The organism is Faecalibacterium sp. AM43-5AT (assembly GCF_003603345.1).
Classification (GTDB): Bacteria; Bacillota; Clostridia; order Oscillospirales; family Ruminococcaceae; genus Faecalibacterium; species Faecalibacterium taiwanense.
Map to the genome: position 1 here is coordinate 71,332 of NZ_QVGZ01000003.1, position 24,630 is coordinate 95,961.

26 protein-coding genes and 2 pseudogenes are annotated in these 24,630 nt (G+C 58.7%); 21 read left to right on the top strand and 7 right to left on the bottom strand.

Annotated features, from left to right (window positions below):
• The first annotated feature begins 4 nt into the window (after positions 1-4).
• The gene (locus tag DW937_RS05515) at positions 5-1,432 is read left to right on the top strand and encodes a four-carbon acid sugar kinase family protein (RefSeq protein ID WP_120120364.1); all 1,428 of its coding nucleotides are present in this window, start codon (positions 5-7) and stop codon (positions 1,430-1,432) included.
• A gap of 532 nt (positions 1,433-1,964) precedes the next feature.
• Here DW937_RS05515 and DW937_RS05525 read toward each other — a convergent pair.
• Positions 1,965-2,285 carry a hypothetical protein gene (locus DW937_RS05525; protein ID WP_097774523.1) on the bottom strand — a complete coding sequence of 107 codons (321 nt, stop codon included), beginning with the start codon at positions 2,283-2,285 and terminating at the stop codon, positions 1,965-1,967.
• A 303-nt stretch (positions 2,286-2,588) separates the two neighbouring features.
• Here DW937_RS05525 and DW937_RS05530 point away from each other — a divergent pair, with 303 nt between their 5' ends.
• The 15 genes and pseudogenes from DW937_RS05530 (at position 2,589) to DW937_RS05595 (ending at position 15,682) form a co-directional block, all read left to right on the top strand.
• On the top strand, positions 2,589-3,260 hold the full coding sequence (locus DW937_RS05530) for an aspartate/glutamate racemase family protein (RefSeq protein WP_120120366.1): 672 nt from the start codon (positions 2,589-2,591) through the stop codon (positions 3,258-3,260).
• A gap of 65 nt (positions 3,261-3,325) precedes the next feature.
• Positions 3,326-4,399, top strand: a complete 1,074-nt coding sequence (locus tag DW937_RS05535; protein ID WP_120120367.1) for a TRAP transporter substrate-binding protein — start codon at positions 3,326-3,328, stop codon at positions 4,397-4,399.
• Between the two features lie 109 nt (positions 4,400-4,508).
• Positions 4,509-5,003, top strand: a complete 495-nt coding sequence (locus DW937_RS05540; RefSeq protein ID WP_097774526.1) for a TRAP transporter small permease subunit — start codon at positions 4,509-4,511, stop codon at positions 5,001-5,003.
• Complete coding sequence (locus DW937_RS05545; protein ID WP_120120368.1) at positions 5,000-6,277, top strand: TRAP transporter large permease; 1,278 nt, start codon at positions 5,000-5,002, stop codon at positions 6,275-6,277. The genes DW937_RS05540 and DW937_RS05545 overlap by 4 nt, the downstream gene beginning before the upstream one ends.
• Positions 6,278-6,412: 135 nt before the next feature.
• Positions 6,413-7,132: a GntR family transcriptional regulator gene (locus tag DW937_RS05550; protein WP_120120369.1), complete on the top strand. Its 720-nt coding sequence runs from the start codon at positions 6,413-6,415 to the stop codon at positions 7,130-7,132.
• A 134-nt stretch (positions 7,133-7,266) separates the two neighbouring features.
• The gene (locus tag DW937_RS05555) at positions 7,267-8,091 is read left to right on the top strand and encodes a 3-keto-5-aminohexanoate cleavage protein (protein ID WP_097774529.1); all 825 of its coding nucleotides are present in this window, start codon (positions 7,267-7,269) and stop codon (positions 8,089-8,091) included.
• An 18-nt stretch (positions 8,092-8,109) separates the two neighbouring features.
• Positions 8,110-9,054: a class II aldolase/adducin family protein gene (locus DW937_RS05560; RefSeq protein WP_120120370.1), complete on the top strand. Its 945-nt coding sequence runs from the start codon at positions 8,110-8,112 to the stop codon at positions 9,052-9,054.
• A gap of 55 nt (positions 9,055-9,109) precedes the next feature.
• A complete protein-coding gene (locus DW937_RS05565; RefSeq protein ID WP_097781116.1) occupies positions 9,110-10,555 on the top strand; it encodes an aldehyde dehydrogenase family protein in 1,446 nt (481 codons plus the stop codon).
• 62 nt (positions 10,556-10,617) lie between these two features.
• Positions 10,618-10,881 (top strand): annotated as a pseudogene (locus DW937_RS15035) (BMC domain-containing protein); the annotation flags it as partial.
• A 72-nt stretch (positions 10,882-10,953) separates the two neighbouring features.
• Positions 10,954-11,208: pseudogene (locus DW937_RS15040) on the top strand (BMC domain-containing protein); the annotation flags it as partial.
• Positions 11,209-11,247: 39 nt separating this feature from the next.
• The gene (locus DW937_RS05575; RefSeq protein WP_120120371.1) at positions 11,248-11,904 is read left to right on the top strand and encodes a phosphate propanoyltransferase; all 657 of its coding nucleotides are present in this window, start codon (positions 11,248-11,250) and stop codon (positions 11,902-11,904) included.
• Positions 11,905-11,907: 3 nt separating this feature from the next.
• Positions 11,908-12,168, top strand: a complete 261-nt coding sequence (locus DW937_RS05580; protein ID WP_005939597.1) for a EutN/CcmL family microcompartment protein — start codon at positions 11,908-11,910, stop codon at positions 12,166-12,168.
• Between the two features lie 61 nt (positions 12,169-12,229).
• A complete protein-coding gene (locus DW937_RS05585; RefSeq protein ID WP_120120372.1) occupies positions 12,230-13,459 on the top strand; it encodes an FAD-dependent oxidoreductase in 1,230 nt (409 codons plus the stop codon).
• Positions 13,460-13,474: 15 nt separating this feature from the next.
• On the top strand, positions 13,475-14,635 hold the full coding sequence (locus tag DW937_RS05590) for an iron-containing alcohol dehydrogenase (protein ID WP_118527547.1): 1,161 nt from the start codon (positions 13,475-13,477) through the stop codon (positions 14,633-14,635).
• 168 nt (positions 14,636-14,803) lie between these two features.
• On the top strand, positions 14,804-15,682 hold the full coding sequence (locus DW937_RS05595; RefSeq protein WP_120120373.1) for a beta-1,6-N-acetylglucosaminyltransferase: 879 nt from the start codon (positions 14,804-14,806) through the stop codon (positions 15,680-15,682).
• A 41-nt stretch (positions 15,683-15,723) separates the two neighbouring features.
• Here the strand turns inward: DW937_RS05595 and DW937_RS05600 are convergent, their stop codons facing one another.
• The 3 genes from DW937_RS05600 to DW937_RS05610 form a co-directional block, all read right to left on the bottom strand.
• Entirely contained in the window at positions 15,724-17,616 is a 1,893-nt protein-coding gene (locus DW937_RS05600; RefSeq protein ID WP_120120374.1) for a heavy metal translocating P-type ATPase, read from the bottom strand.
• 289 nt (positions 17,617-17,905) lie between these two features.
• Positions 17,906-18,127: a cation transporter gene (locus tag DW937_RS05605; protein WP_097774536.1), complete on the bottom strand. Its 222-nt coding sequence runs from the start codon at positions 18,125-18,127 to the stop codon at positions 17,906-17,908.
• Positions 18,128-18,146: 19 nt separating this feature from the next.
• A complete protein-coding gene (locus DW937_RS05610; protein WP_044953513.1) occupies positions 18,147-18,482 on the bottom strand; it encodes a metalloregulator ArsR/SmtB family transcription factor in 336 nt (111 codons plus the stop codon).
• A 212-nt stretch (positions 18,483-18,694) separates the two neighbouring features.
• On the opposite strand from DW937_RS05610, the gene DW937_RS14880 reads away from it, so the two are divergent.
• Both DW937_RS14880 and DW937_RS05615 read left to right on the top strand, forming a co-directional pair.
• The gene (locus DW937_RS14880) at positions 18,695-18,862 is read left to right on the top strand and encodes a hypothetical protein (RefSeq protein ID WP_165852895.1); all 168 of its coding nucleotides are present in this window, start codon (positions 18,695-18,697) and stop codon (positions 18,860-18,862) included.
• Between the two features lie 37 nt (positions 18,863-18,899).
• Positions 18,900-19,289 carry a hotdog domain-containing protein gene (locus tag DW937_RS05615; protein WP_120120375.1) on the top strand — a complete coding sequence of 130 codons (390 nt, stop codon included), beginning with the start codon at positions 18,900-18,902 and terminating at the stop codon, positions 19,287-19,289.
• Positions 19,290-19,555: 266 nt separating this feature from the next.
• Here DW937_RS05615 and DW937_RS14885 read toward each other — a convergent pair whose 3' ends face one another.
• Complete coding sequence (locus DW937_RS14885; protein WP_165852896.1) at positions 19,556-19,696, bottom strand: hypothetical protein; 141 nt, start codon at positions 19,694-19,696, stop codon at positions 19,556-19,558.
• Between the two features lie 111 nt (positions 19,697-19,807).
• On the opposite strand from DW937_RS14885, the gene DW937_RS05625 reads away from it, so the two are divergent.
• A complete protein-coding gene (locus DW937_RS05625) occupies positions 19,808-21,472 on the top strand; it encodes a Na+/H+ antiporter NhaC family protein (RefSeq protein ID WP_120120377.1) in 1,665 nt (554 codons plus the stop codon).
• Positions 21,473-21,562: 90 nt separating this feature from the next.
• Positions 21,563-22,030 (top strand): MarR family transcriptional regulator, encoded by a 468-nt coding sequence (locus tag DW937_RS05630; RefSeq protein ID WP_120120378.1) that lies wholly within the window; start codon positions 21,563-21,565, stop codon positions 22,028-22,030.
• 46 nt (positions 22,031-22,076) lie between these two features.
• Here DW937_RS05630 and DW937_RS05635 read toward each other — a convergent pair whose 3' ends face one another.
• Positions 22,077-22,490, bottom strand: a complete 414-nt coding sequence (locus tag DW937_RS05635; protein WP_120120379.1) for an EamA family transporter — start codon at positions 22,488-22,490, stop codon at positions 22,077-22,079.
• A 109-nt stretch (positions 22,491-22,599) separates the two neighbouring features.
• Entirely contained in the window at positions 22,600-23,607 is a 1,008-nt protein-coding gene (locus DW937_RS05640) for an asparaginase (protein ID WP_120120380.1), read from the bottom strand.
• A gap of 165 nt (positions 23,608-23,772) precedes the next feature.
• On the opposite strand from DW937_RS05640, the gene DW937_RS05645 reads away from it, so the two are divergent.
• On the top strand, positions 23,773-24,630 hold the full coding sequence (locus DW937_RS05645; protein ID WP_120120381.1) for an NAD(P)/FAD-dependent oxidoreductase: 858 nt from the start codon (positions 23,773-23,775) through the stop codon (positions 24,628-24,630).

The window sequence follows — 24,630 nt, forward strand, 5'->3', positions numbered from 1 at the left end:
TCAGATGGAACAGATCCGCAGTGCCGATGTTCTGGCCAATTTTCCGCAGGTGGATGAGGAAAAACTGAACGCCGCCCTTGCCGCCGAAGCTGCCGCCAGCAACCGCAAGATCATTGTGCTGGACGACGACCCTACTGGCGTACAGACGGTACATGATATCTATGTTTATACAGATTGGACGGTAGAAAGCCTGCGCAAGGGCTTTGCTGCGCCGGAAAAGCTCTTCTTTATTCTGACCAACAGCCGCGGCTTTACCGTGGCCGAGACCACCAAGGCCCACCGCGAGATCGCGGAGAACACCGCCAAGGTGGCCCACGAGTTCGGCATGGACTACCTTATCATCAGCCGCGGCGACTCCACCCTGCGCGGCCACTACCCGCTGGAGACCGACCTGCTGCGCGAGGTGACGGAGGCTGAGAACGGTTACAAAATGGATGGCGACATCCTGTGCCCCTACTTCCGCGAGGGCGGACGCTTTACACTGGACAACGTGCATTATGTGCGCTACGGCGCAGAGCTTGTGCCCTGCGGCCAGACCGAATTTGCCAAGGACGAGACCTTTGGCTACCACGCCAGCAACCTGTGCGAATACATTGAGGAAAAAACCGGCGGCAAAGTCCGTGCAGGAGACGTGACCTGCATCTCGCTGGAAAGCCTGCGCGCCATGGACTTTGACGGCATCGAGGCCCAGCTGCTGGCGGTGCACGATTACGGCCATGTGATCGTGAACGCAGTGGCGGACTGCGACGTGAAGGTGTTTGCAGTGGCACTGTACCGCGCCATGGCAAAGGGCCGTCACTTCACCATCCGCAGTGCGGCCGCACTGGTCAAGGCCATCGGCAATATTTCCGACCAGCCGCTGCTCACCCGGGAAAAGATGGTCACGCAGGAAAGCAAGGCAGGCGGCATCATCGTGGTGGGCAGCCACACCAAAAAGACCACTGCCCAGCTGGAAGAACTGAAAAAAGTACAGGGCATCGAGTTTATTGAGATGGACAGCGACAAGGTGCTGGTGCCGGGCGAGCTGGAAAAGGAAGCAGCCGCCATCGTGGCCCACTGCTCACAGCAGATCGCAAAGGGCATCACCTGCTGCGTGTCCACAAAGCGCGTGGTGCTCACCCTGCCGGACGACACCCCGGAAGCAGCCCTCGTGCGCAGCGTTGCCATCAGCGATGCACTGCAAAGCTGCGTGGGCAGGCTGACCGCTTCCCCGACTTTTGTGGTGGCAAAGGGCGGCATCACCAGCAGCGACGTGGGCGTGAAGGCCCTGCGCGTAAAATGCGCCAAGGTGCTGGGCCAGATCCGGCCGGGCATCCCGGTATGGCAGACCGGTGCCGAAAGCCTGTTCCCCGGCACGCCGTACATCATCTTCCCGGGCAATGTGGGCGAAGTGCCCACTCTGCGGGAAGCGGTGGAAATTTTACTGGGCTGACACTCTGATGATTTAGAATGTCCTCCGCTTCGCTCTGGACATATTCAGCGGAAAAATTATTTTTAATGATTGCAAAACAGCCAGACCGCGGTTGCGCAGCAATGAAAGCCCCAGTGGGGCTTTCAAGCGGCAGAACGTTCTTGCGGGAGCAAGATGGAGGGGCCTTGCCCCGACAAGTTCCGCGGGTCTGGCTGTTTTGCTTTTTCACGAAGATAAGATGCTTCTTGTGCAGTGGGTATTCGTGTGGGGCAGGTTTGTATGGCTTTTATAGAATGCATTGCCGCCGGATACGTTCTCTTTTGCGCGCCAAAAGAGAACCAGAAAGGACGGCGGTGCCCGCAGGGCATGAAAGCCCCAGTGGGACTTTTGAGCCGCAGACCGGGTTGCGAAGCAAATGCCACTACCTGTTACGACCCTTTCCCGTGAAAAAGCAAAGCCGGAATGACCGCAGTCATTCCGGCTTTACAATATACAAAAATAATAATTCCGCTGTTTATGGCGCAGCGCACGCGGAGCCATTTTAAAGGAACGATCACTCTTTTTTGGCTTTCTTTTTCTTCTTTGCTGCCTTTTCCTCCGGCTTGTTCTTCATCAGCCTGCCGAGGGATGCGGCAGTGTATACGCAGAAGCAGCCCACCACCACGATCAGCACGACGGCGCTTGCGTCCAGCGCCACGGTGCCGGCACGGACAGCGGCCAGATACAGTGCCAGCAGCACCACGCCGCCGCCCAGCCACAGGCTGCTGCTGTTCACCTGCTTTTGCCACTCCTGCTGTGGCGTGAGCGGATGCTGCTGCGCCTTGCCCTGCCGGGCCTTCTTTTTCCAGATGTTATCACTTTGAAACGGATTCATGTTCCGGTGGCTCCTTCCCTGTCTTTTTCTTTAAGGGTATTATACGCCGTAAGATGGGATGATGTCCAGAAAGAAGCGAATTTTTCACCACTTGCATCCCACATTTGTGCAGAACGACCAAAACCGGCCCGAAATATCGGCTATTCGCCAATTTACTTTTTGCGGGCCGAAGAGTAATCTAATGGTAGGATGTAAAGACGGACAAGCTGTTAAGATTGAACTAAAGGTAGGATGTAGCAAAGAACCTTTGCTGCGGGCTTGTCCGGCACGAGAACGCGAAAAACAAAAGGAGGCTTTTCCGTTATGAAGGTAGGTCTGATTTATACCAGCACCACCCCGGAACTGATCGAACTGGTGGAGCAGGAAGTCAAAAAGCAGCTGGGCGATGATGTGGAGCTGTACAGCCTGCAGGACCCCAGCATTCTGGCAGATGTCCGCGCGGCAGGCTATGTGACCACTGCACCGGCAGCACGCCTGATCGGCATGTACATGAAGGCCGCTGAGGAAGGCGTGGATGCCATGCTGAACCTGTGCAGCAGCGTGGGCGAAGTTGCCGACAGTGCACAGGATGTGGCAAAGTACATTGGTGTGCCCATCGTCCGCGTGGACGAGGAGATGTGCCGCGAGGCCGTCCGCAAGGGCCAGCGCATCGGCGTTATGGCCACCCTGCCCACCACTCTGGAACCCACCAAGGGCACCATCCTGCGCATGGCCCGCGAGTGCAACCGACACGTGGAGCTGGTGGACTGTCTGGTGGATGGCGCATTCGGTCTGGATCAGGACCAGTTCAAGGCCCGCATGACCGAGATGGCCGGTACCATTGCCGACAAGGTGGATGTAATTGTGTTTGCACAGGGCAGCATGGCCTACTGCGAACAGTATATCGCCGATAAGTTTAGCAAGGTGGTTCTCAGCAGCCCCCGCTTTGGTGCAGCCGAGCTGAAAAAGGCGCTGGAAAAGAAGGGCACCATTTAAAAAAGGAACAAGAGCCGGAGCACGAGACCGGCTCAGGAGAAGATATTTTTTGAAGGAGAATTCTTATGAAAAAGATGATTTCCCGTCGTGACTTTCTGAAGGTGGCCGGTATTTCCGCTGCTGCTCTGGGTCTGGCTGCCTGCGGCGGCTCCGGCACCAGCACTGCTGCTTCCACTGCCTCTACTGCAGCTTCCACCGGTTCTTCCGCTGCCGCTTCCGGTTCGGCTATCACCCTGAAGCTGGGCTTCTCCACCAACGAAGAAGACCCCCGTGCAAAGGGCGCAAAGCAGTTTGCAGAAGAAGTTGCCGAAAAGACCGGCGGCGCTGTGGAAGTTCAGCTGTACCCCTCCGGCCAGCTGGGCGGCGATGCTGACCTGATCAACTCCATCGCTCTGGATTCCGGCACGGTGGATATCATCATCACCGACGCTTCCAACTTTGCCACCTACGATGCAAAGATGGGCATTTCCGCACTGCCGTTCCAGTTCGAGACCTTCGATGATGCATGGGCATTCATGGACAGCGACATCGAGGCTGCCGCCGAGGAAGGTCTGCTGAGCCAGAATATGCGTGTGCTGGCCCACTACTGCAACGGTTTCCGCTGCGTGACCAACTCCAAGGGCCCCATCAACAGCCCTGCCGACATGAACGGTCTGCTGATCCGCACCCCCGAGAACCCTGTCATCATGGCTACCATGACCGCTCTGGGTGCCAACCCCCAGCCGCTGAGCTTCTCTGAGCTGTATCAGGCTCTGCAGCAGAAGACCTACGATGCACAGGAGAACCCCATCCCCGTTATCTACAACAATAACCTCTACGAAGTTCAGGAGTACCTGAGCATCACCAACCACATCTACTCCGGCATGTGCTTTACCATTGCCGAGAGCAGCTGGAACAAGCTGAGCGCTGACCAGCAGCAGATCGTTTCCGACGCTGCAAAGGCATCTGCCGATTACGACCGTGAGCTGAACGAGCAGCAGACCAACGACCTGGTCTCCGCTCTGGAAGAGAAGGGCATGAAGATCAACAGCCCGGAACTGGCTCCGTTTGCAGCTGCGACCGAAAAGGTCCTGACCGACAACGCTGATACCTACGGCGACCTGCTGGATCAGCTGAAGGCATGGAAAGAAGCCCGCTGAGATCACTGACCAGAAAACCTTGAAATAAAACCGAAGCAAAGGGACGAGGGGGCGTGCCCTTCGTCCCTTTGCATTTTATCTGAATCGCACTTGGAAAGGAGTTTGTACTGTGAAAAAACTGCAAACCACTCTGGACAAGATCACCACCCTCATTTCCGCCATTCTCTGCGCAGCTATGATGGTAATTCTGTTCGCAAACGTTGTGCTGCGCCTGATCCCCGGCATCGGCGGCTTCAAGTGGTACATGGAGAGCAGCCAGTATCTGAACGTCTGGTCCATGCTCATTGCCTGCATCGGCATCAACGCCATGGGCACCAACCTCCGCGTGGAAGTGGTGGATTCCATCCTCGGTAAGACCCCGCTGGGCAAAAAGATCGTTGTCATCATCCGTGATGTGTTCATCATCCTGTTCTACGTCATGGTCACCTACGGCGGCTACCAGCTGTGCACCCGCGCAAAGCAGGCCGTTTCCACCATGCCGCAGTTCACCATGGGTCAGGTGTACACCATCTTCCCCATTGCCGGTGTGCTGTGCATCCTGTCCGCCGTTCTCAACCTGATCGTTGAACTGACCGCAAAACCGGAAGGGGGCAAATCCAAATGATCGCATGGCTGCTGATCTCATTCTTCGTTCTGCTGTTTCTGGGCGTGCCCATCGCCATGAGTCTGGGCCTGTCCGCCATCGGCGGCATCCTGTTCCTGGGCGGCGGCAGCACCGTCACCATTGCCCAGCGCATGTTTGAGGGCATGAACAGCTTTGCACTGCTGGCCATCCCTCTGTACACCTTTGCCGGTTTCACCATGTCCAAGGGCGGTATTTCCAAGCGCCTGATGGACTTCTGTTACTCCATCGTCGGCCACATCTACGGCGGTCTGGCTCACGTGAACGTGCTTTCCAGCATGATCTTTGCGGGCATCTCGGGTTCCGCTGTTGCCGATACCGCAGGCGTTTCCGGTATGTTCATGCCGGAAATGGTGCGCAAGGGCTACTCCAAGAACTTTACCGTTGCCGTTACCGCCATTTCCTCCACCATCGGCATCATCATTCCTCCGTCCATCCCCATGGTGGTCATTGCCGGTATCTGCGGCATTTCCACCGGTAAGCTGTTCCTCGGCGGCATCATCCCCGGTGTCCTGTGCGGTCTGGCACAGATGATCGTCAGCTATTTCATGGCCAAGAAGGAAGGCGTGCCCAAGGAGCCGGGCCACTTCACCATCGGCCCCGTGCTGCATGGCCTGTGGGAGAGCTGGCCCGCCCTGCTCATGCCCATCATCATCGTGGGCACCATCACCATGGGCATCGTCAGCCCCACCGAGGCAGGCGTGATCGCTGTTGTTTACGGTCTGTTTGCCGGCGGCATCATCTACCGCGAACTCAAGTGGGAGGACATCAAGTTTGCCTTTGCAGAGACCGTCCGCACCAGCGGCCGTATCTTCATCGTTATCGGCGCTGCAAAGCTGTACACCGTCATGCTGACCACTGCGGGCTTTGATAAGTGGGTGGCCAAGACCATGCTGGGCTTCTCCACCAACCCCACTGTCATTCTCATCATGATCCTGCTGATCTTCTTCATCGTCACCATGTTCATGGAGTCCATCGCAACGCTGACCCTGTTCATGCCCATCCTGTATCCCATTGCTCTGGGTGTGGGCATCGACCCCATCGTGCTCAGCGTCCTGATCACCGTGGTCATCGGTGTTGGTCTGGTCACTCCTCCGGTGGGCATGTGTATTTACGTTGCCTGCGATCTGATGGATGTTACGGTCGGCGAGGTGTTCCCCACATTGGTGCCGTTTATTGCAGCTACCTTCGTCTGCATTGCGCTGATGGTCGCCTTCCCCCAGCTGATCCTGCTGCCCACCTATTTGATGGCGTAACCGTTGCGTCCGCTTTTCAGATATGGTAAAATAGTGGCGGAAATTCAACGTGTGATGTTTGGAGGCTTTCTGCCCCGGAACGTTCCACGCTGAACGACCCCGAATATCCACAAAACCGGATTTGGAGGCGGAACTATGTCAATGGAACATCCTGAAAAACAGAAGAATGCGGTAAAGTCTGTAGTCGATCAGGTCATGGATGGGATCATCTCCCAGATCATCGACGGCACCCTGCATCCGGGCGACAAGCTGCCTACCGAAATGGAACTGTGCAAGCAGTTCGGCGCGGGCCGCAACTCGGTGCGGGAAGCTGTGAAAAAGCTGCAGGCCTACGGCATCCTGTACATCAAGCGTGCCGACGGCACCTTTGTGAGCGAAAACTACAACCAGAAAATGCTGGACCCGATGCTGTACAGCATCATCCTGCAGAAGAACAGCTGGCAGGAATTTGTGGAGCTGCGCTCCGTAATTGATATCGGTACGCTGAATATTATCATTCAGCGCAAGGATATCGCATCCTTTCTGCCGGACCTGTACCGCACCTTCGGCGAGCTTTCTGCCGAAATGCACTCGCCGGAGCCTTCGGTGGATAAGGCGCTGGAGCTGGACAGCCGGTTCCACACCCAGATCGCCAATGCGGCCCAGAACCCCATGCTGGCCACCATCACCGAGTATATCACCCGGCTGACGCTGCCCAGCCGTCTGGAGACCACCCGCAAGGTGCTTGCCAAGGGCGAAGCGGAAATCGAGCGGTTCGTAGAGCTGCACCGCCAGCTGCTCAGCGTGATCGAGCGCAGGCAGGTGGACGAGATCGCCGCTACAGTGCAGGATCACTACATCTTCTGGAAGAAGTAAGCATACAGGCCTCCTGCCTGCCGTAAAAGGCGGGCTGGGGACTGTGAGTTTACAAGATAGGATGTTTGTGCTAAAATGACGTTAGCATCCTTTGTTAAGCTTCTCCAATGCGACATGCAAGGAGTGTTCATCCAATGAAAAAAATCATGATCTCCGTGGCCCCCGTTGCGGCCACAGACATTCTCATCAATCCGCGGGCCATTGCCCGGGATGTGTATGAGTGCTACAAAAACGGCGCGTCCATGGTGCATCTGCACTGCCGCGACCTGAACGGAAACCTCACCCCGGATCTGAGCCTGCTGGAAGAAACGGTGGCCTACATCCGCGAGATGTGCGACATCGTGGTGGAGATCTCCACCGGCGGCGTGTCCAACCTGACCATTGAGGAGCGTGTGCAGCCCTGTTACCCCTCTTGGGTGGAAGCCAACAGCCTGAATGTCGGCTCGGTGAATCTGGGCACCTCGGTGTACCAGAACCCCATCAAGGATGTGGAGTACTGCGTCAAGACCATCATGGACAACAAGAAGATCCCGGAGACCGAGGTCTTTGAGCTGGGCATGATCAACACCGTGCGGGAACTGAACGACAAGTTCCACTTTGTAAAACCCATCCTGTTTGCACTGGTGTTCGGCCATGGCGGCGAGATGCCTGCCACGGTGCCGGCCCTGCGCCACATGATCCAGGCGCTGGAAGAGAACTTCCCCAATGGCGACTACCTGTGGGGCTACACGCAGGCCCACCGCGAGGACTGGGAAATGGTCAAGACTGCGCTGGATATGGGCGCTTCCACCGTGCGCATCGGCTTTGAGGATTCGGACATGATCGCGCCGGGTGTCCATGTGGACAACAACGCAGCGCTGATCGCAAAGGTGTCGGACATCGTAAAGTCCAAGGGCATGATGCCCATGACACCCGACGAAGTGCGCGCCATGCTCAAGATCCCGCCGCTGCGCCGTTAAAAAGGAGGAAAGAAACGTATGGTGATTCAAGGCGTTGCTTACCTCTCAGACTTTGAGGCAAAAAAAGCCATCATCGAGATGGCCCGTCGGCTGGAAGCCAAGGGCTGGCTGGTGGCCGGTGACGGCAGCATGAGCGTCCGCGTCGGCCCGCAGGCCGTGTGGGTGACCGTTGCCGGTGCCGACAAGGCCGCGCTCACGCAGGATATGCTGGTGCGCGTGGATATGAATGGCAAGGCGATGCTCAGCGCAAAGCCCAAGCCCCTGCCCGAAGACCTGCCCATCCATCTGAAGATCTATCAGGAAAACGAGAACGCCCAGTGCGTGATGCACACCTATCCGGCCTGCGCGGCTGTGATGGGGATGCAGGGCCAGACCGTGCAGCCTGCAGCGTTCAGCCCCGCCGTGCGGGCGCTGGGGCGGGTGCAGCTGCTGCCTGCCCAGAACGTGGACGCACAGGCACAGGCTGTCAGCCTGTTGTGCCGCACCGATAAGGCTGTTCTGCTGGAAGATGACGGCTGCCTGACCTGGGGCAAGACCCCGGCAGATGCGGCCCATCTGGTGGAAGCACTGGATTACTACGCAGCCGTCACCGCAAAGCTGGGCTGCGCAGGCTGCTCCAAATGCGGCAGCTGCGGCGGTCACTGCACCGGCTGCAGCAAGTGCGGCGCACCTGCCGTGCAGCCCATGGCTCAGCCCGCTGCACAGCCTGTGGCAATGGCAGTACCCTCCGCACAGCCTGCCCAGCCGGTGAGCCTGCCGGGCGTTACCGGGCTGATCCAGCCGGGCATGGCGCTGCCCACCCTGCCCAAACAGCAGGCGGCTCCTGCCCCTGCCCCGGTGCCCGCCGCACAGCCTGCGGCAGTCCCTGCAACGGCAGCGGCCCCGGCCGCACCGAAGTCCGCAAATGCCCGCGATGCCGCAATGGCCGAGGTCATCCGCCGGACGCTGAAGAGTTTTCAATAACAAAAAGTTTCGTTTGATCCAACGGATATGACCTTTACGGAAAGGAACGAAAACCATGGATATCAGTTCGCAGGAAATTGAAGCGATCGTCAAGCAGGTGCTTGCCGGTATGGGCGGTGCACAGACAAGCGCCGCCCCTGCAGCCTATACCGCTGCACCCGGCGGTGCAGCAGGCGACCGCGGCGTGTTCGAGAACGTAGACGACGCAGTGGAGGCTGCATGGAAGGCCCAGCGCGACTGGGCGGCCAACTACAAGATCGAGGACCGCCAGCGCATCATTGAAGCCATCCGCCGCTGTGCCCGCGCACATGTGGAGGAGTGGTGCCACAAGATCGTGGAAGAGACCGGCATGGGCCGCTATGAGGACAAGGTGGAAAAACATCTGGCCGTCATCAACAAGACCCCCGGCCCCGAATGCCTGACCACCGAAGCCAAGAGCGGTGACGCGGGCCTGATGCTGGAAGAGTACGCACCCTTTGGTGTAATCTGCTCCATCACCCCCACCACCAACCCTACCGAGACCATCATCAACAACACCATCAGCATGATCGCAGGCGGCAACACCGTGGTGTTCAACGTGCACCCCCGCGCAAAGCGGGTGTCTGCCGACTGCCTGCAGGCGCTGAATACCGCCATCATCGAGGCGGGCGGCCCTGCAAACCTCATTACCATGACCCGTGAGCCGACCATGGAGAATGTGGACAAGATGGCCGCAAACCCCAAGATCCGCCTGATGGCAGGCACCGGCGGCATGGGCATGGTGAACGCCCTGCTGCGCAGCGGCAAAAAGTGCATCGGTGCCGGTGCAGGCAACCCGCCCGTCATCGTGGACGAGACCGCAGACATCGAGCTGGCAGGCCGCAAGATCTACGAGGGCGCTTCGTTCGATAACAACATCCTCTGCTTTGCAGAGAAGGAAGTGTTCGCCGTGAACACCGCCTACGACGGCCTGCTGCACGAGCTGCAGAAGCAGGGTGCCTACCTGCTGAACAAGGCCCAGACCGAACAGCTGGTGAACATCGTGCTGCAGCCCAAGAAGGGCGGCGGCCACGAGGTGAACAAAAAGTGGGTGGGCAAGGATGCCGCCCGCATTCTGGAGACCATCGGCGTGCATGTGCCGGATACTTGCCGCCTTGCCATCTGCGAGGTGCCTGCCGACCATCCGTTCGTTCTGGTGGAGCAGATGATGCCGGTGCTGCCCATCGTGCGCTGCCAGAGCTTTGAACAGGCTGTGGAAGATGCCGTGGTGGCCGAGCACGGCAACCGCCACACTGCTTCCATCTTCTCCAAGGATGTGGACCACATGACCCGCTTTGCCCGGGTCATTGAGACCACCATCTACGTAAAGAACAGCGCCACCAAGGCCGGTGTTGGCATTGGCGGCGAGGGCCACTGCACCATGACCATTGCCGGCCCCACCGGCGAGGGCATCACCTGCGCAAAGAGCTTCTGCCGCCGCCGCCGCTGCATGCTGGCCGAGGGCGGGCTGCGCATCATCTGAGTTTTTGAAGGACGAAACCATCACATACAATTTTTTCAGTGTTCTGACAGGAGGAACAACTTATGAAAGCTCTGGGTTTTATCGAGACGAAGGGTCTGGTTGGCAACATCGACGCTACCGATGCAATGCTGAAGGCTGCTGACGTTGAGTTCATTGGTTCCGACACCATCGGTGCCGGTCTGACCACCGTGATCGTTACCGGCGAGGTGGGCGCTGTCAAGGCTGCTACCGAGGCTGGCGAAGAGGCTGCTTCCCGCGTGGGTGAGCTGTTCTGCGTCAACGTCATTGCACGTCCCCACGCAGATCTGGCCCGCATCATGCCCGCCAAGGGCCCCGCGACCGGCAAGTCCGGCCTGCCCGCAGGCGAGCAGGTGCCGCTGGATGCCGCTCTGGGCATGATCGAGACCAACGGCCTGACCGCTTCCATCGAGGCAGCCGATGCCATGCTGAAGAGCGCAGATGTCTCTCTGGTGGGTCAGGAGAAGATCGGCGCAGGCCTTGTTACCGTGTTCGTGCAGGGCGACGTTGGCGCTGTGAAGGCTGCTGTTGAGGCAGGCCAGACCGCTGCTTCCCGCATTGGCGAAGTGGTCAGCGCACTGGTCATTCCCCGCCCGCACGCAAGCGTGTCCGAGTGCATGCCTGAGCTGCGCTGAGAACTGCGCTGACGCTGCATAAGAAAGGAGCGCTGTGCCTTGGTTTACCATGACATCAGTCAGGAACAGCTGCTGCTCCTGATCACGCAGGCCGTGCAGGCAGAGCTGCAAAAGCGCAGCCGTCAGGTGCCGGTAGGCATCTCGATGCGGCACATCCACCTTACCCGCGATGATGTGGACAAGCTGTTCGGCTATGGCTACCAGCTCACCCCCAAAAAGGCGCTGAGCCAGCCCGGCCAGTTTGCCTGCGAGGAATGTCTGGACATCATCGGCCCCAAGGGCGAACTGAAGCATGTCCGCATCCTTGGCCCGGAGCGCAGTGCCACCCAGATCGAGCTGGCGCAGACTGACTGCCGCAACATCGGCATCAAAGCGCCGGTGCGTTCCAGCGGGGATACGAAGGGTACGCCGGGCGTGACCCTGCGCGGCCCCAATGGCACCCTGACTGTGCCGGAGGGCGTGATGATCGCCGACCGCCACATCCATATGACCCCTGCACAGGCAGCTGCCTTCGGCCTTGCCGACGGCGACCGCGTGCAGGTAAAGATCGACGGCCCCAAGCCGGGCGTGATGGGCGGGGTGCTGATCCGCGCAAACGACAAATGTGCACTGGATTTTCACATCGACACGGACGATGGCAATGCCTTCCTGCTCAAGCAGGGGCAGCTGGTCACCGTGCTGGGCAAAGAGGAGTAAGCTATGATTTTAGGGATCGTCAAGGGGACCGTTGTCGCCACCCGCAAAATGCCGGAGCTTGTAGGCTATAAGTTCCTGCTGGTGGAGCCGGTGTTCGGCTCCAAAAAGGATACCATCGTGGCGGGCGACAACATCGGCGCGGGTGTAGGCGAGATGGTTCTGGTCACCACCGACGAGACCACCCAGCATGGTCTGGACCATCCGTCGCCCATTGATGCTTTCATCGTGGGCATCGTGGACAATCCTCCCACCCTGAGTAAGTAACACCCTGCAAGTTTTGCCGCAGAGAGGGGCTTCCTCCCGGCGGGATCGTGAGGCTTAAACAATGAAAATTATTATCATCGGCAGCATTGCCGCCGGGGTTTCGGCCGCCGCCAGACTTGCCGCCGCCCAGCGCGGAGCGCAGATCACCGTCTACGAAAAAGGCGGCTTCTACTCCTGCGGCACCGGCGGCCTGCCCCATTACCTGTGCGAGGACCTGGACAGCCTGAACAAGGCCATTCAGGCCAAGGAGACTGAGCTGAACGCGCAGGGCATCACCGCACATCTGCGCCATGAGGTGCGCGGCATCGACGCAGCCGCCCGCAAGGTGACGGTATGTGATCTTGCCACCGGACGCGTGTTTGAAGACCACTACGACAAGCTGGTGCTGGCCACCGGTTCTTCCAACCGTGTGCCGCAGGTGCCCGGCAGTGACCGCGTGGGCGTGCAGACCCTCAAGACCGTGGAAGATCTGATCTTCCTCAAGGAGTTCGTCCGCACCCCCTATGTGCGGGACATCGTGATCCTGGGCGGCAGCTGGGCCGGTTTGGAGATCGCAAAGTCCTTCCTCAAGCTGGGCCGCAATGTGCGTATCATTGAAAAAGAGCAGCAGCTTTTGCCCCAGTTTGACCCTGAGGTGAGCAAGCTGATCCAGAAGGAGCTGGAAGCGCAGGGCGTGCAGTTCAATCTGGGCGAGCAGGTGCGCTCCTTCCCGGGCCGCACCTTCGTGGAGCAGGTGCAGACCAACCGCGGCACCTACCCCTGTGACCTTTGCGTGGTAGCCATCGGCGTTACCCCCAACACCGGCCTGCTGGCCAGTACCGGGGCGCAGCTGGCACCCAATGGCGCTGTGCTCATTGGTGCCGACCTTGCCACCAGTGTGCCCAATCTCTATGCCGTGGGCGACTGCGCAGCCTGCCGCGACGGCTCTCTGCGCACCAGCAGCCTGAAGGTGGCGGATCTGGAGATCGCCCGCACCGGCCTGACCGAGACCGAGGCCCGCAAGGCCGGTCTGCGGGTCAAGAGTGCAATGGCCACCGGCACCGACCGTCCGGGCATCTGCCCGAACCCCCACCGCATCACCATCAAGCTGGTGTATGAGGCCAATACCCGTCAGGTGCTGGGTGCGCAGGCATGGGGAGAAAAGAATGTTTCGGCCCGCATCAACGCCATTGCCGTTGCCATCCGCGCCGGCATGACCGTGGAAGCACTGGGTCAGGTGGATTTCGTCTATTCCTCCTCGTCCTGTTCCATTTGGGACCCGGTGCAGATCGTCTGCGGTCAGGCACAGTAAGCGGAGGGTGAACACATGGCAGAACGCATCAACGCCGTCAAGACCAGCTTTTTTGGCAAGGGTGCCATCCGTCTTCTGGGACCGGAGCTTCAGAAGATGGGCATCCGCCGTGCTTTGCTGGTGACGGACCGCTTTCTCTATGATTCCGGTGCCGCTGCCCGGGTCGGTCAGGTACTGTCCGATGCCGGTGTGGAGTACGCCGTGTACTACAATGTGCAGCCCAACCCCACCGTACAGGTGGTGAACGACTGCATTGCCGCAGCCCGTACCCTGCAGGTGCAGCTGCTGGTGGCTCTGGGCGGCGGCAGCGCCATCGATACCGCTAAGGCAGCCAGCATCGTGGTGGCCTGCGGCGGTACCGTGGAACAGTACGAGGGCGAGAACAAGTCCTCCAAGCCCGGCCTGCCCATCGTGGCGGTGAACACCACCGCCGGTACCGGCAGCGAGTGCACCTCCTTCTACATCGTCACTGACCCTGTCCGCCACAGTAAAATGGCCATGGTGGACCCCAACTGCATGGTCAGCATTGCGGTGAACGACACCGACTTCATGTCCTCCATGCCGCCCAAGCTCACCGCAGCCACCGGCATGGACGCGCTGACCCACGCCATCGAGGCGGCGCTTTCCAAAAACGCCAACCCGCTCACGGACAAGGATGCCTACTGGGCCATGCAGGCGATCGTGCAGAACCTGCCCCGGGCCGTTGCCAACGGTCAGGATGAAGCCGCCCGCACCATGATGGCCTACGCCGAAAATGTGGCAGGCATGGCTTTCTCCAACGCGGGCCTTGGCATGGTGCATGCGATGGCACACGCGCTGGGCGGACACTACAACCTGCCCCACGGTGTGTGCAATGCGGTGCTGCTGCCCTACGTGCTGGCCTTCAACAGCCGCAGCCCGGTGTGCCGGGAGCGGTTCATGACCATTGCCGCTGCCATGGGCCTGCAGGGCACTTTTACCCCGGACACTGCCGCACCGGCAGTGATCCAGTTTGTCCGTCAGCTCAGTGCAGGCGTGGGCATCCCCGCCAATCTTGCGCAGCTGAACAAGGTGGACCCCACCGATTTTGCCGCGCTGGCAGAGCTTGCGCTGCACGACACCTGCATGTCTACCAACCAGATCACCCCCACCCGCGACGAGGTGGTGGCGGTGTATACCGCCGCATTCCGCGGATGAACTTTGAGACCTCCTCCATTTTCTCCATACCCAAACAAAGCCGCCGCTCTCCCTCTGCAAGGGAAAGCAGCGGCTTTGTGCTGTAAAAAAGGGGTGGTAGGATTGTTTTCAAAGAGGATTCTGTTATAATAAAATGAAAATGCGGTGCAGAAGTAAGAGGAGAAAACGATGGAAACAAGTGAAAAACAGGCGTACATGCTTATGGCACATCAGTGCAATGAGATGTTTTGGACTTTGCTTCGGATGCTGGATGCACCGTGGAATGATATTTTCATCCATATGGACAGCAAGAATGAAAACTACCAGCCAGAAACCGTTGAACGATATGTAAAATATGCCAAGGTTTTCCACGCACAGAGAACGAGCGCTGTTTGGGGTGGTATTACTTTAGTAAAGGCAGAGTTTGTATTGCTCAAGGCAGCGGTAGATCATGGCCCATACCAGCATTACCACCTGATCTCCGGTGCAGATCTGCCGATTCAGCCACCGGAAGATATCCGCGCATTCTTTGAGGCAAACCCGGACATGGAATTTGTTCATTTCGACCCGCACCCATTCAGCCCGTTCAATGATGAGCGCGTTTATTACCGGCACTTTTTTCAGAATATCGATCTGCGCCGCCATCCGGTGCTCGGCGTGATCAATGGAATCCTGCTGTCGGGCCAGAAGCTGCTGAGAATAAAGCGCAATCAGGACGTTCACTTCACAAAGGGCAGTCAATGGTTCAGCTGCACGGATGGCTTTGCACGGTATCTGCTGACAAAAGAAGAGTGGATCCTGCAGGTGCTGGACAAGACCTTTTGCTCGGACGAGTTCTTTGTGCAGACACTGATCGTGCAGTCGCCGTATCAGGATAAGATCTATCAGGGGCCGGGTGATACCAGTGCCCGTGCCATCGATTGGGACAGAGGCAATCCGTGGGTCTGGAAATACGCTGATCTGGAACAGCTGAAAGCATCGCCCTGCATGTTTGCCAGAAAATTTGATATCGAAAAAGAACCGGAGCTTGTGCATGAAATAGAACGCCTGTATGCACCTCATATATAAAAACAGTGCCGGACAGTTTTCAGGCTGTCCGGCACTGTTTTTTACGGTTCATTCTTTTTCGCCAGATCCTTGGTGTACAGGGCACGGGTGGCGTTGAGCACAGCCAGCACCATCACGCCCACATCGGCAAAGATGGCGGTCCACATGCTGGCCATGCCGATCGCACCCAGCACAAGGCAGGCAAACTTGATGGCCAGTGCAAACACGATGTTCTGGTACACGATGCGTAACGTGCGGCGGGCAATGCGCATGGCCAGTGCGATCTTGGCGGGGTCGTCGTCCATCAGCACCACGTCAGCGGCCTCAATGGCAGCGTCAGATCCAAGAGCGCCCATTGCAATGCCCACATCGGCACGGGACAGCACCGGGGCATCGTTGATGCCGTCGCCCACAAAGGCAAGGTTCTCTTTGGGCCGCTTTGCAGCGAGCAGCGTTTCGATCTGGTCTACCTTGTCGCCCGGCAGCAGGCCCGCATGGTATTCATCCAGCCCAAGCTCTGCGGAAACGGCCTTTGCAACCGGCTCGGCATCGCCGGTCAGCATCACGGTCTTGCGCACACCGGCGTCCTTCAGGCCCCGGATGGCCTGTGCACTGTGGGGCTTCACCACATCGGCGATCAGAAGATAACCGGCGTACATGCCCTCGATGGCCACATGCACGATGGTGCCGGTCTCGCTGACGGCGGGAGCCTTCAGGCCCAGCTTTTCCATCAGGCGGGCGTTGCCGGCAGCAATGGTCCTGCCGTCCACCTTGGCGGTCACGCCGTGGCCGCCCAGCTCCTGCACATCGGTGACACGGTTCGGATCGATCTCCCTGCCGTAAGCGGCCTTGATGCTGAGGGAGATGGGGTGCTTGGACCAGCTCTCGGCCAGCGCGGCAGCTTCCACCAGCTGCTCCTCGCTGGTGCCCTCTGCGGGGCGGATGCCGGTCACTTTAAAGGTGCCCTGGGTCAGGGTGCCGGTCTTGTCGAACACGACGATGCCGGTGCGGGCCAGCTCTTCCAGATAGGTGGAACCCTTGACCAGAATGCCGCAGGCAGATGCACCGCCGATGCCGCCGAAGAAGCTCAGGGGAATGCTGATGACCAGTGCGCAGGGGCAGCTGATAACAAGGAAGGTCAGGGCACGGTAGACCCAGTCACCAAAGCGGGCGGGCTGGCCCATGAGCAGCAGCACGATGGGCGGGATAAAGGCCAGAGCCAGTGCGCCATAGCACACGGCGGGGGTGTACACGCGGGCAAAACGGGTGATGAAGTTCTCGGCGCGGGCCTTCTTCATGCTGGAATTTTCCACAAGATCCAGAATTTTGGAAACGGTGGATTCGCCGAATTCCTTGGTGGTCTTTACCTTCAGCAGGCCGGTCATGTTCACGCAGCCGCTGATGACCTCATCGCCGGTCTGCACATCGCGGGGCAGGCTCTCGCCGGTCAGGGCGGCGGTGTTCAGGGCAGAAGCGCCCTCCACGATCACGCCGTCGATGGGCACGCGCTCACCGGGCTGGACCACGATCACGGTGCCGATCTCCACATCGTCCGGGTCCACCTGCTCCAGCCTGCCGTCCTCACCCTCAATGTTGGCGTAGTCCGGGCGGATGTCCATCAGGCTGGAAATGCTCTGCCGGCTCTTGCCCACGGCCACGCTCTGGAACAGCTCGCCGATCTGGTAGAAGATGATAACGGCACAGCCCTCCACGTAGTCGCCCAGTGCAAATGCACCCACAGTGGCAACGGCCATCAGAAAGCACTCGTCAAAGGGCTGACGGTTCTTGATGCCAAGCAGTGCCTTGCGCAGCACGTCCCAGCCGACCACCAGATACGGGATGCAGTACAGTACCAGCTCCACCGGCGTGGGGAACTGGGGCAAAAGCTTGAGGATGAGCACCAAAATCAGCGCAATGATGATGCGCTGCAGGTTCTTTTTCTGCTTTTTGTTCATACAAAACTCTCCTTTTGTGGGATCCATGGGCCGCATCACGCTGCGGCGGGCGGGGATTTCAACAACTTTTCCCCATAAAAATGGATATTCCACGGTTTTACCCGTGTTTTCCACACAGTTTTTCAGGCGTAAAAGCGCTTTTCCACGTTTATTTTACGCCTTTTCCGCAAATGGTGTTGAAAACTGAGTGGAAACTGTTGAAAACTGTCTGATTTTTCAACACGAAAAACATTCCCTATAAAAAACTCCCCCGAAGGGGAGCGGGGCATTTTGAAGGGAGAAAATGCACTTAGATGTCAAAGATCTCGCAGTCGTCCTCCACCTTCTTGCAGGCGGCAAGAACGTTCACCATGGTGTCGTGGGGGTCTGCACCTTCAGAGAACTCCACCTTCATCTTCTGGGTCATAAAGCTGACGGTAGCACTTGCCACGCCTGCAACGGTGTTGGCAGCGTCTTCCATCTTCTGAGCGCAGTTTGCGCAGTCCACTTCGATCTTGTAGCTCTTCTTCATAAGTAATACCAGCCTTTCGTTATTCTTCGATATGATCCATCCCCATGGAGAGGATGCTGCGCACATGGTCATCGTCCAGTGCGTAGTAAACGGTTTTGCCCTCGCGCCGGAACCGCACGAGCTTGGAATCCTTGAGCACCCGCAGCTGATGGCTCACCGCCGACTGGCTCAGCTGCACGGCGTTTGCAATGTCCTGCACGCACAGCTCGTTGTCGTGCAGTGCATACAGGATCTTGATGCGGGTGGAGTCGCCGAACACCCGGAACAGGTCGGCCAGCTCGTACAGCACCTCGTCGTCCGGCATATCCAAGGCTTCCGGCTGCGGCGCGGGCATTGCTTCCTTTATTTCCGCCATGTTGACATCTCCCTTCGCTGTGGATTCACATGAACGCTTGTTCATGTGTTCATAGTAGCACGCGGAATGCTCCTTGTCAAGGCTTTTTTAAAGATTTTCAGCGTCTGCTCTAAATTGATGAAATTTGCCTTAAAACGCAGAAAATTTGCGTTTTTGAATCGCAATAAGGATGCGGATTGGAGGAAAGGCGAAAACAAAAAAGAGGTCGCCGCATGGTCAGTGTCCTCGCCTTCTCCGTCACCTTCGGTGTCACCTCTCCCAAAGAGAGAGGACTTGGCAGCCCGTTTGCGCAAAAAGAAAAAGAGAAATTCACAAAAAAGTGCAAAATAGGGTGCGTTCTGGTGCAAAATGTGGTATCTTATAAAGGTGTTCAAAAATAAAATGCGCCATACGGCGCGCAAAAGGAGAGGAAAGTATATGACATTGGAAACCGGTATCCGCGGGGAACAGAGCGTGCTCGTCACCGCAGCCAATACCGCAAAGACCATGGGCAGCGGCACGCTGGAGGTGTTTGCCACCCCGGCCCTTGTGGCTCTGGCGGAAAAGACCTGCTGGATGAGCGTGGCCGACGCGCTGGGCGAAGGCAATGGCTCGGTGGGCACAAAGCTTGAGCTGGAGCACACTGCCCCCACCCCTGTGGGCATGACCGTTACCTGCGAGAGCGAGCTGGTGGCTGTGGAAGGCCGCAAGCTCACCTTCAAGGTGGCCCTGCGCGATGAAAAAGGCCCTGTAGGCGGCGGCACCCACGAGCGCTTTGTGGTGAACGACGCAAAGTTCGCCGCCAAGGCGGAGGCAAAGAAGGGCTAAAAGGCAAACGGGCTCGCCCTCTCAGTCACCTTCGGTGCCAGCTCTCCCAAGGGGAGAGCCCTTGGCAAAACTGGGAACTTTACCGTACTGCCAAAGGCTCCCACTTTGAGGAAAGACTTCCCCCCGGCCGGGACAGATTCTCCCCGGCCGGGGAGAAATGTCACCGTAGGTGACAAAGAGGGGAACGGATGCCGCATAAGCGGCAAAAGGGGGAATCTGTCGAGCGTATGCGAGACTGAGAGGGCGAGGACGCTGACCGAAGAAAACTATTCTTCATCCGTTTGCTCTGTTTGCTCCAATCGTATCGGCGGCGGGTCAGCTTCCAGCAGGTGCTGCTCGGCACGCTTCTGCGCGTCCTGCAAGAGCTGGGTGGCCTGCACGCTGGCCCGGAACAGCTCAAAATACATCGCTTTATAGTCCGGCGCGGCGCACACCTCCCTTTGCATTCGATGGGGATAGTTTTTCCTGCGCAAAGAGGGGTATGCATCCCCGGAAATTTGAAAAAAGAGGAATCCGTTATGAAAAATAAGAACCTTTCATGGTTCGCAGCTCTGCTGGTGTTTGCCCTGCTGCTGTGGTGCACAGCGGCAACGCCCGGCAAGATCGCGGACCCGTCCACCTATACCTGTGCGGTGTACAGCACCATCTTTTCGCTGCTGCCGCCGGTGATCGCCATTGTGCTGGCGCTGAACACCAAGGAGGTGTACACCTCCCTGCTGGTGGGCATCGCATCCGGTGCACTGCTGTATGCCAACGGCAATCTGGAGCTGGCCATCAACACCCTGTTCTTCAACGAAGACGGCGGCATGGTCGCCAAGCTCTCGGACAGCAGCAACGTGGGCATTTTGGTGTTCCTTGTCATGCTGGGCATCCTTGTGGCCCTGATGAACAAGGCCGGCGGCTCTGCCGCCTTTGGCCGCTGGGCCTCCACCCACATCCACTCCCGGGCCGGTGCGCAGTTTGCCACCCTGCTGCTGGGCGTGATGATCTTTGTGGACGACTACTTCAACTGCCTGACCGTGGGCTCTGTCATGCGCCCCGTCACCGACCGGCAGAAGGTGTCCCGCGCAAAGCTGGCCTACCTGATCGACGCCACTGCGGCCCCGGTGTGCATCATTGCACCCGTGTCCAGCTGGGCAGCTGCGGTCACTTCCAGCGTGCCCGAAGGCTCCGGCATCAATGGCTTTACCATGTTCCTGCGCACCATTCCTTATAACTACTATGCCCTGCTCACCATCGTGATGAGCCTGTTCCTCATCTTCACCGGCACGGACTTTGGCTCCATGAAGCTCAACGAGGACAACGCCAGAAACGGCGACCTGTTTACCACCGCCGACCGTCCCTACGGCAACGATGTGGACGATGGCACCGATACCTGCGGCCATGTGGCGGACCTGATCGCCCCGGTGCTGGTGCTGATCGCGGCCTGCATCTTCGGCATGATCTACACCGGCGGCTTCTTTGAGGGCGTGGACTTCGTTACCGCCTTTGCGGACTGCAACGCTTCTGCAGGTCTGGTGCTGGGCAGCAGCATTGCCCTGCTGTTCACCTTTGTGTTCTACCGCGTGCGCAATGTGATGACCTTTCAAGACTTTGCCGCCTGCATTCCCGAGGGCTTCAAGGCCATGGTCAGCCCCATGCTGATCCTCTCCCTCGCATGGACCCTGTCCGGCATGACCGGCCTGCTGGGCGCAAAATATTACGTTGCCAACCTGCTGAGTGGCTCTGCTGCAGCGCTGCAGTACATGCTGCCGGTCATCATCTTCCTTGTGGCGGTGTTCCTTGCCTTTGCCACCGGCACGAGCTGGGGCACCTTCTCCATCCTCATCCCCATCGTGTGCCATGCCTTCCCGGAGGGCGAGATGCTGGTCATTTCCATTGCGGCCTGCTTGTCCGGTGCCGTCTGCGGCGACCACTGCTCCCCCATCTCGGACACCACCATCATGGCATCCGCCGGTGCCCACTGCAGCCATGTGAACCATGTGTCCACCCAGCTGCCCTACGCCATTACGGCGGCTTCCTGCGCGGCAGTGTGCTATGTCATCACAGGCATTGCACAGGCTTTTCTGGGTGCCAACGGCAGCCTGTTCACCTCGCTGATCCTGCTGGCCGTTGCCATTGCCGTAGAGCTGGTGGTGCTCAGCGTGATCCGTGTGCGCACGAACAAAAAGGCAGCAGAATAAATTCCTGCCAAAATTTCAGCTGTTTCGCTTTGCGCCGCGGCCAAAACGTGGTATTTTTAAATAAAATGAACTATCGGAGGCACACGACCTATGCTGGAACAGGCATTTCAGGACGTATACACCAAATTCAAGCTGCATTTCTACCAGAATGTTTTTCAGCGTTTTGCCACCCGCGAAGCCACGCTGACCACGGTGGAGTCCTTCTGCATGGAGGGCATCATGGCTATGGGCGAACCCACCATTGCGGAGTTTTCCCGCATGATGCAGATTTCCACCCCCAACGCGGCGTATAAGATCGGCAGTCTGGTGAAGAAGGGCTATGTGGAAAAGATCCAGTCCACCACCGACCGGCGCGAGTACCACCTGCGTCCCACCCAGAAGTATATCGATTACTACAACATCAGCTATTCCTATCTGAGCACCGTGATCGAGCGGGTGCGCAGGCGATTCCCGGAAGAGGACGTGGACAAGCTGGAGCAGATGCTCACCATCATCAGCGATGAGCTGATGCCGGAGCTGGACCTGATGAACAAGACCCGGCAGCGGCTGTCGGAATAAAAAATGCGCCCGGGAGTATCCCGGGCGCATTTTTTGTAGGGCGGCTTTACAGCACCATAAACAGGGTGCCGACGGTGATCAGGGCACAGCCCACCAGGTTTTTGGCGGTAAAGGGTTCCTTCAGGATCACAAAGGCCAAAGCCAGGGTGATCACCACGCTGAGCTTGTCCACCGGAACCACCTTGGAGGCGGCCCCGATCTGCAAAGCGTGGTAATAGCACAGCCAGCTGGCCCCGGTGGCCAGGCCGGAAAGGATCAAAAACAGCCAGCTGTGGCGAGAGATATCCCCCACGCCGCCCTGGGTCCCGGTGAGGAACACCATGCCCCAGCTCATGACCAGCACCACCACCGTGCGGATGGCGGTGGCCAGGGTGGAGTTGACCCCCTGGATGCCGATCTTGGCCAGGATGGAGGTAAGGGCCGCAAACACGGCACTGCCCAGTGCAAACACGAACCACACAGTAAGATGCGCCTCCCTTTTTGTCTAGTGTAACACCGCAGCCCTCCCGGCGCAAGGGTGCACAGGCAAAACCGCCGGGCAAGCACTGGCCTGCCCGGCGGCTTTATCCTCAGTGATAGAAGGTGTCAAAGTTCACCTGACGGTAGAACCGCTGCTGCAGTTGGTCAAAGCTTTCGCAGTTCTGCGCCAGCAGCCACATGCTTTTGGTCACTACGGCCTCGATGGTCATATCGTGGGCTTCCAGAAAACGGAAGCGGTTCTTCACCCGCTTGCCCACCTCGTAAACGCCCACGTCGCTGCCCTCGTAGGTGACCTGCGTGGTCATGATGAGCACCTTATGGGTGGTCTCGTAGTCGCCCAGGCCTTCGGAAAAGGCATCCATCAGCTGCTGCGGAATGCCGCCCACGCCGAAGCTTTCCACGATGACGCAGTCGTACAGGCGGAAGATCTCCGGGATGAGCGCCGGGGACATGCCCGGGGTCAGCTTGAGCAGGAACACCTTCGGGTCCAGCACACGGCTGAACTCCACCGGGCCGGTGGGCCACGGCGAGGAAATGTACCGCACCAGCCGGTCACCCTGCACCAGCGCCAGCTCCGGGAAGTTGACTGAGGCAAAGGCATCGTAGCTGATGGTCTTGTTCTTCTTGGCACGAGTGCCCGCAATGACGTGCCCGCCAAACACCACCATTACGCCCCGGCTGCCCGGGTCGATGGCGCAGACCACGCTGTCCCGCAGATTTTTCTTGGCATCCGTGATCTCGTTGGAGATGGGCTGCTGTGCGCCGGTGAGGATGATGGGCTTATCCGCGTTCTGAATCAGGTAGGAGAGCGCCGCCGCAGAGTAGGCCAGCGTATCCGTGCCGTGGCAGATGATAAAACCATCGTATAAAGCGTAGTTTTCCTGGATAGCGCGTGCCATCATGAGCCAGTGCTCCTGCCCGAGGTCGGTGCTGTCAATGCTGCACAGCGCCAGCGTTTCCGGGCAGCACAGTTCTTTCAATTCCGGCAGATGGGCAAGCAGCTCCTCGCTGGTAAGCACGGGTTTTAACCCCTGCTGAGTGCGTACGCTGGCAATGGTGCCGCCGGTGGTGATGAAAAGGATACGTTGCTTGGTCATAAAATAAGCCTCCGTGGCAGAAAATTCAGATAACTGAAACAGTATAACATACTCTTTTCCGCTTGAAAAGCGGCCAGCCGCCGCAAAGCGCAATTTTTGCGACCCGGTCATAGAAGTTTGGGGGAATTTGGTGTATACTAAAGAAAATGATAAAAGGAGAATGTTATGCCCAATATTGTCATCATCGGTTCCGGCCCGGCGGGCGTATCCGCCGCGCTGTACGCTGTCCGCGCCGGTGTGGATACCACGGTGCTCACCAAAGGCCCCGGTGCGCTGGACCGCGCCGAAAAAATTGAAAACTACTACGGCTTTGCCCAGCCCGTTTCCGGGGCGGAGCTGGAACGCCGCAGCATCGAGAATGCAAAGCGCCTTGGTGTGAGATTCGTCACAGCCGAAGCCGTGGGCCTGACCTATACGGATAAACTCACCGTAGAAACAGTGGATAAAAATTACCCGGCGGACGCTGTGATCCTTGCCACGGGCGCATCCCGGGCGGTGCCGCGCATTCCGGGCCTTGCCGGGCTGGAGGGGCACGGCGTGAGCTATTGTGCCGCCTGCGATGCCTTTTTCTACCGTGGAAAGGACGTGGCGGTGCTGGGCAGCGGCGAGTACGCCCTGCACGAGGTGCAGGCTCTGCTGCCGGTGGTGCACAGCGTCACCCTGCTGACCAACGGCACGCCGCTGACGGCGGACTTCCCGCCGGAGGTCACAGTCTATCCGCAGGCCGTGGAGGCTGTTCTGGGCGAAACCGTTGTCACCGGCGTGCAGCTGTCTGGCGGTGTGCAGCTGCCTGTCAGCGGTGTATTTGTGGCACTGGGCGTGGCGGGCAGCACCGCACTGGCCAGGAAAATCGGCGCAGAGGTGGACGGGAACCGCATCGTGGTGGACGAAAAAATGCAGACCACCGTGCCCGGCCTGTATGCGGCGGGCGACTGCACCGGGGGCCTTCTGCAGGTGGCAAAGGCCGTGTATGAGGGCGCGCAGGCGGGCACTGAAGCCGCTAAGGCCCTGCGGAAAGGATGA

What these genes read in the sequence shown, in the direction of transcription:
- DW937_RS05515 (WP_120120364.1), top strand. Translation starts at nt 5, where the DNA reads ATGGAACAGATCCGCAGTGCCGATGTTCTGGCCAATTTTCCGCAGGTG.
- DW937_RS05525 (WP_097774523.1), bottom strand. Translation starts at nt 2,285, where the DNA reads ATGAATCCGTTTCAAAGTGATAACATCTGGAAAAAGAAGGCCCGGCAG.
- DW937_RS05530 (WP_120120366.1), top strand. Translation starts at nt 2,589, where the DNA reads ATGAAGGTAGGTCTGATTTATACCAGCACCACCCCGGAACTGATCGAA.
- DW937_RS05535 (WP_120120367.1), top strand. Translation starts at nt 3,326, where the DNA reads ATGAAAAAGATGATTTCCCGTCGTGACTTTCTGAAGGTGGCCGGTATT.
- DW937_RS05545 (WP_120120368.1), top strand. Translation starts at nt 5,000, where the DNA reads ATGATCGCATGGCTGCTGATCTCATTCTTCGTTCTGCTGTTTCTGGGC.
- DW937_RS05550 (WP_120120369.1), top strand. Translation starts at nt 6,413, where the DNA reads ATGTCAATGGAACATCCTGAAAAACAGAAGAATGCGGTAAAGTCTGTA.
- DW937_RS05555 (WP_097774529.1), top strand. Translation starts at nt 7,267, where the DNA reads ATGAAAAAAATCATGATCTCCGTGGCCCCCGTTGCGGCCACAGACATT.
- DW937_RS05560 (WP_120120370.1), top strand. Translation starts at nt 8,110, where the DNA reads ATGGTGATTCAAGGCGTTGCTTACCTCTCAGACTTTGAGGCAAAAAAA.
- DW937_RS05565 (WP_097781116.1), top strand. Translation starts at nt 9,110, where the DNA reads ATGGATATCAGTTCGCAGGAAATTGAAGCGATCGTCAAGCAGGTGCTT.
- DW937_RS05580 (WP_005939597.1), top strand. Translation starts at nt 11,908, where the DNA reads ATGATTTTAGGGATCGTCAAGGGGACCGTTGTCGCCACCCGCAAAATG.
- DW937_RS05585 (WP_120120372.1), top strand. Translation starts at nt 12,230, where the DNA reads ATGAAAATTATTATCATCGGCAGCATTGCCGCCGGGGTTTCGGCCGCC.
- DW937_RS05590 (WP_118527547.1), top strand. Translation starts at nt 13,475, where the DNA reads ATGGCAGAACGCATCAACGCCGTCAAGACCAGCTTTTTTGGCAAGGGT.
- DW937_RS05595 (WP_120120373.1), top strand. Translation starts at nt 14,804, where the DNA reads ATGGAAACAAGTGAAAAACAGGCGTACATGCTTATGGCACATCAGTGC.
- DW937_RS05600 (WP_120120374.1), bottom strand. Translation starts at nt 17,616, where the DNA reads ATGAACAAAAAGCAGAAAAAGAACCTGCAGCGCATCATCATTGCGCTG.
- DW937_RS05605 (WP_097774536.1), bottom strand. Translation starts at nt 18,127, where the DNA reads ATGAAGAAGAGCTACAAGATCGAAGTGGACTGCGCAAACTGCGCTCAG.
- DW937_RS05610 (WP_044953513.1), bottom strand. Translation starts at nt 18,482, where the DNA reads ATGGCGGAAATAAAGGAAGCAATGCCCGCGCCGCAGCCGGAAGCCTTG.
- DW937_RS14880 (WP_165852895.1), top strand. Translation starts at nt 18,695, where the DNA reads ATGGTCAGTGTCCTCGCCTTCTCCGTCACCTTCGGTGTCACCTCTCCC.
- DW937_RS05615 (WP_120120375.1), top strand. Translation starts at nt 18,900, where the DNA reads ATGACATTGGAAACCGGTATCCGCGGGGAACAGAGCGTGCTCGTCACC.
- DW937_RS14885 (WP_165852896.1), bottom strand. Translation starts at nt 19,696, where the DNA reads ATGTATTTTGAGCTGTTCCGGGCCAGCGTGCAGGCCACCCAGCTCTTG.
- DW937_RS05625 (WP_120120377.1), top strand. Translation starts at nt 19,808, where the DNA reads ATGAAAAATAAGAACCTTTCATGGTTCGCAGCTCTGCTGGTGTTTGCC.
- DW937_RS05630 (WP_120120378.1), top strand. Translation starts at nt 21,563, where the DNA reads ATGCTGGAACAGGCATTTCAGGACGTATACACCAAATTCAAGCTGCAT.
- DW937_RS05640 (WP_120120380.1), bottom strand. Translation starts at nt 23,607, where the DNA reads ATGACCAAGCAACGTATCCTTTTCATCACCACCGGCGGCACCATTGCC.
- DW937_RS05645 (WP_120120381.1), top strand. Translation starts at nt 23,773, where the DNA reads ATGCCCAATATTGTCATCATCGGTTCCGGCCCGGCGGGCGTATCCGCC.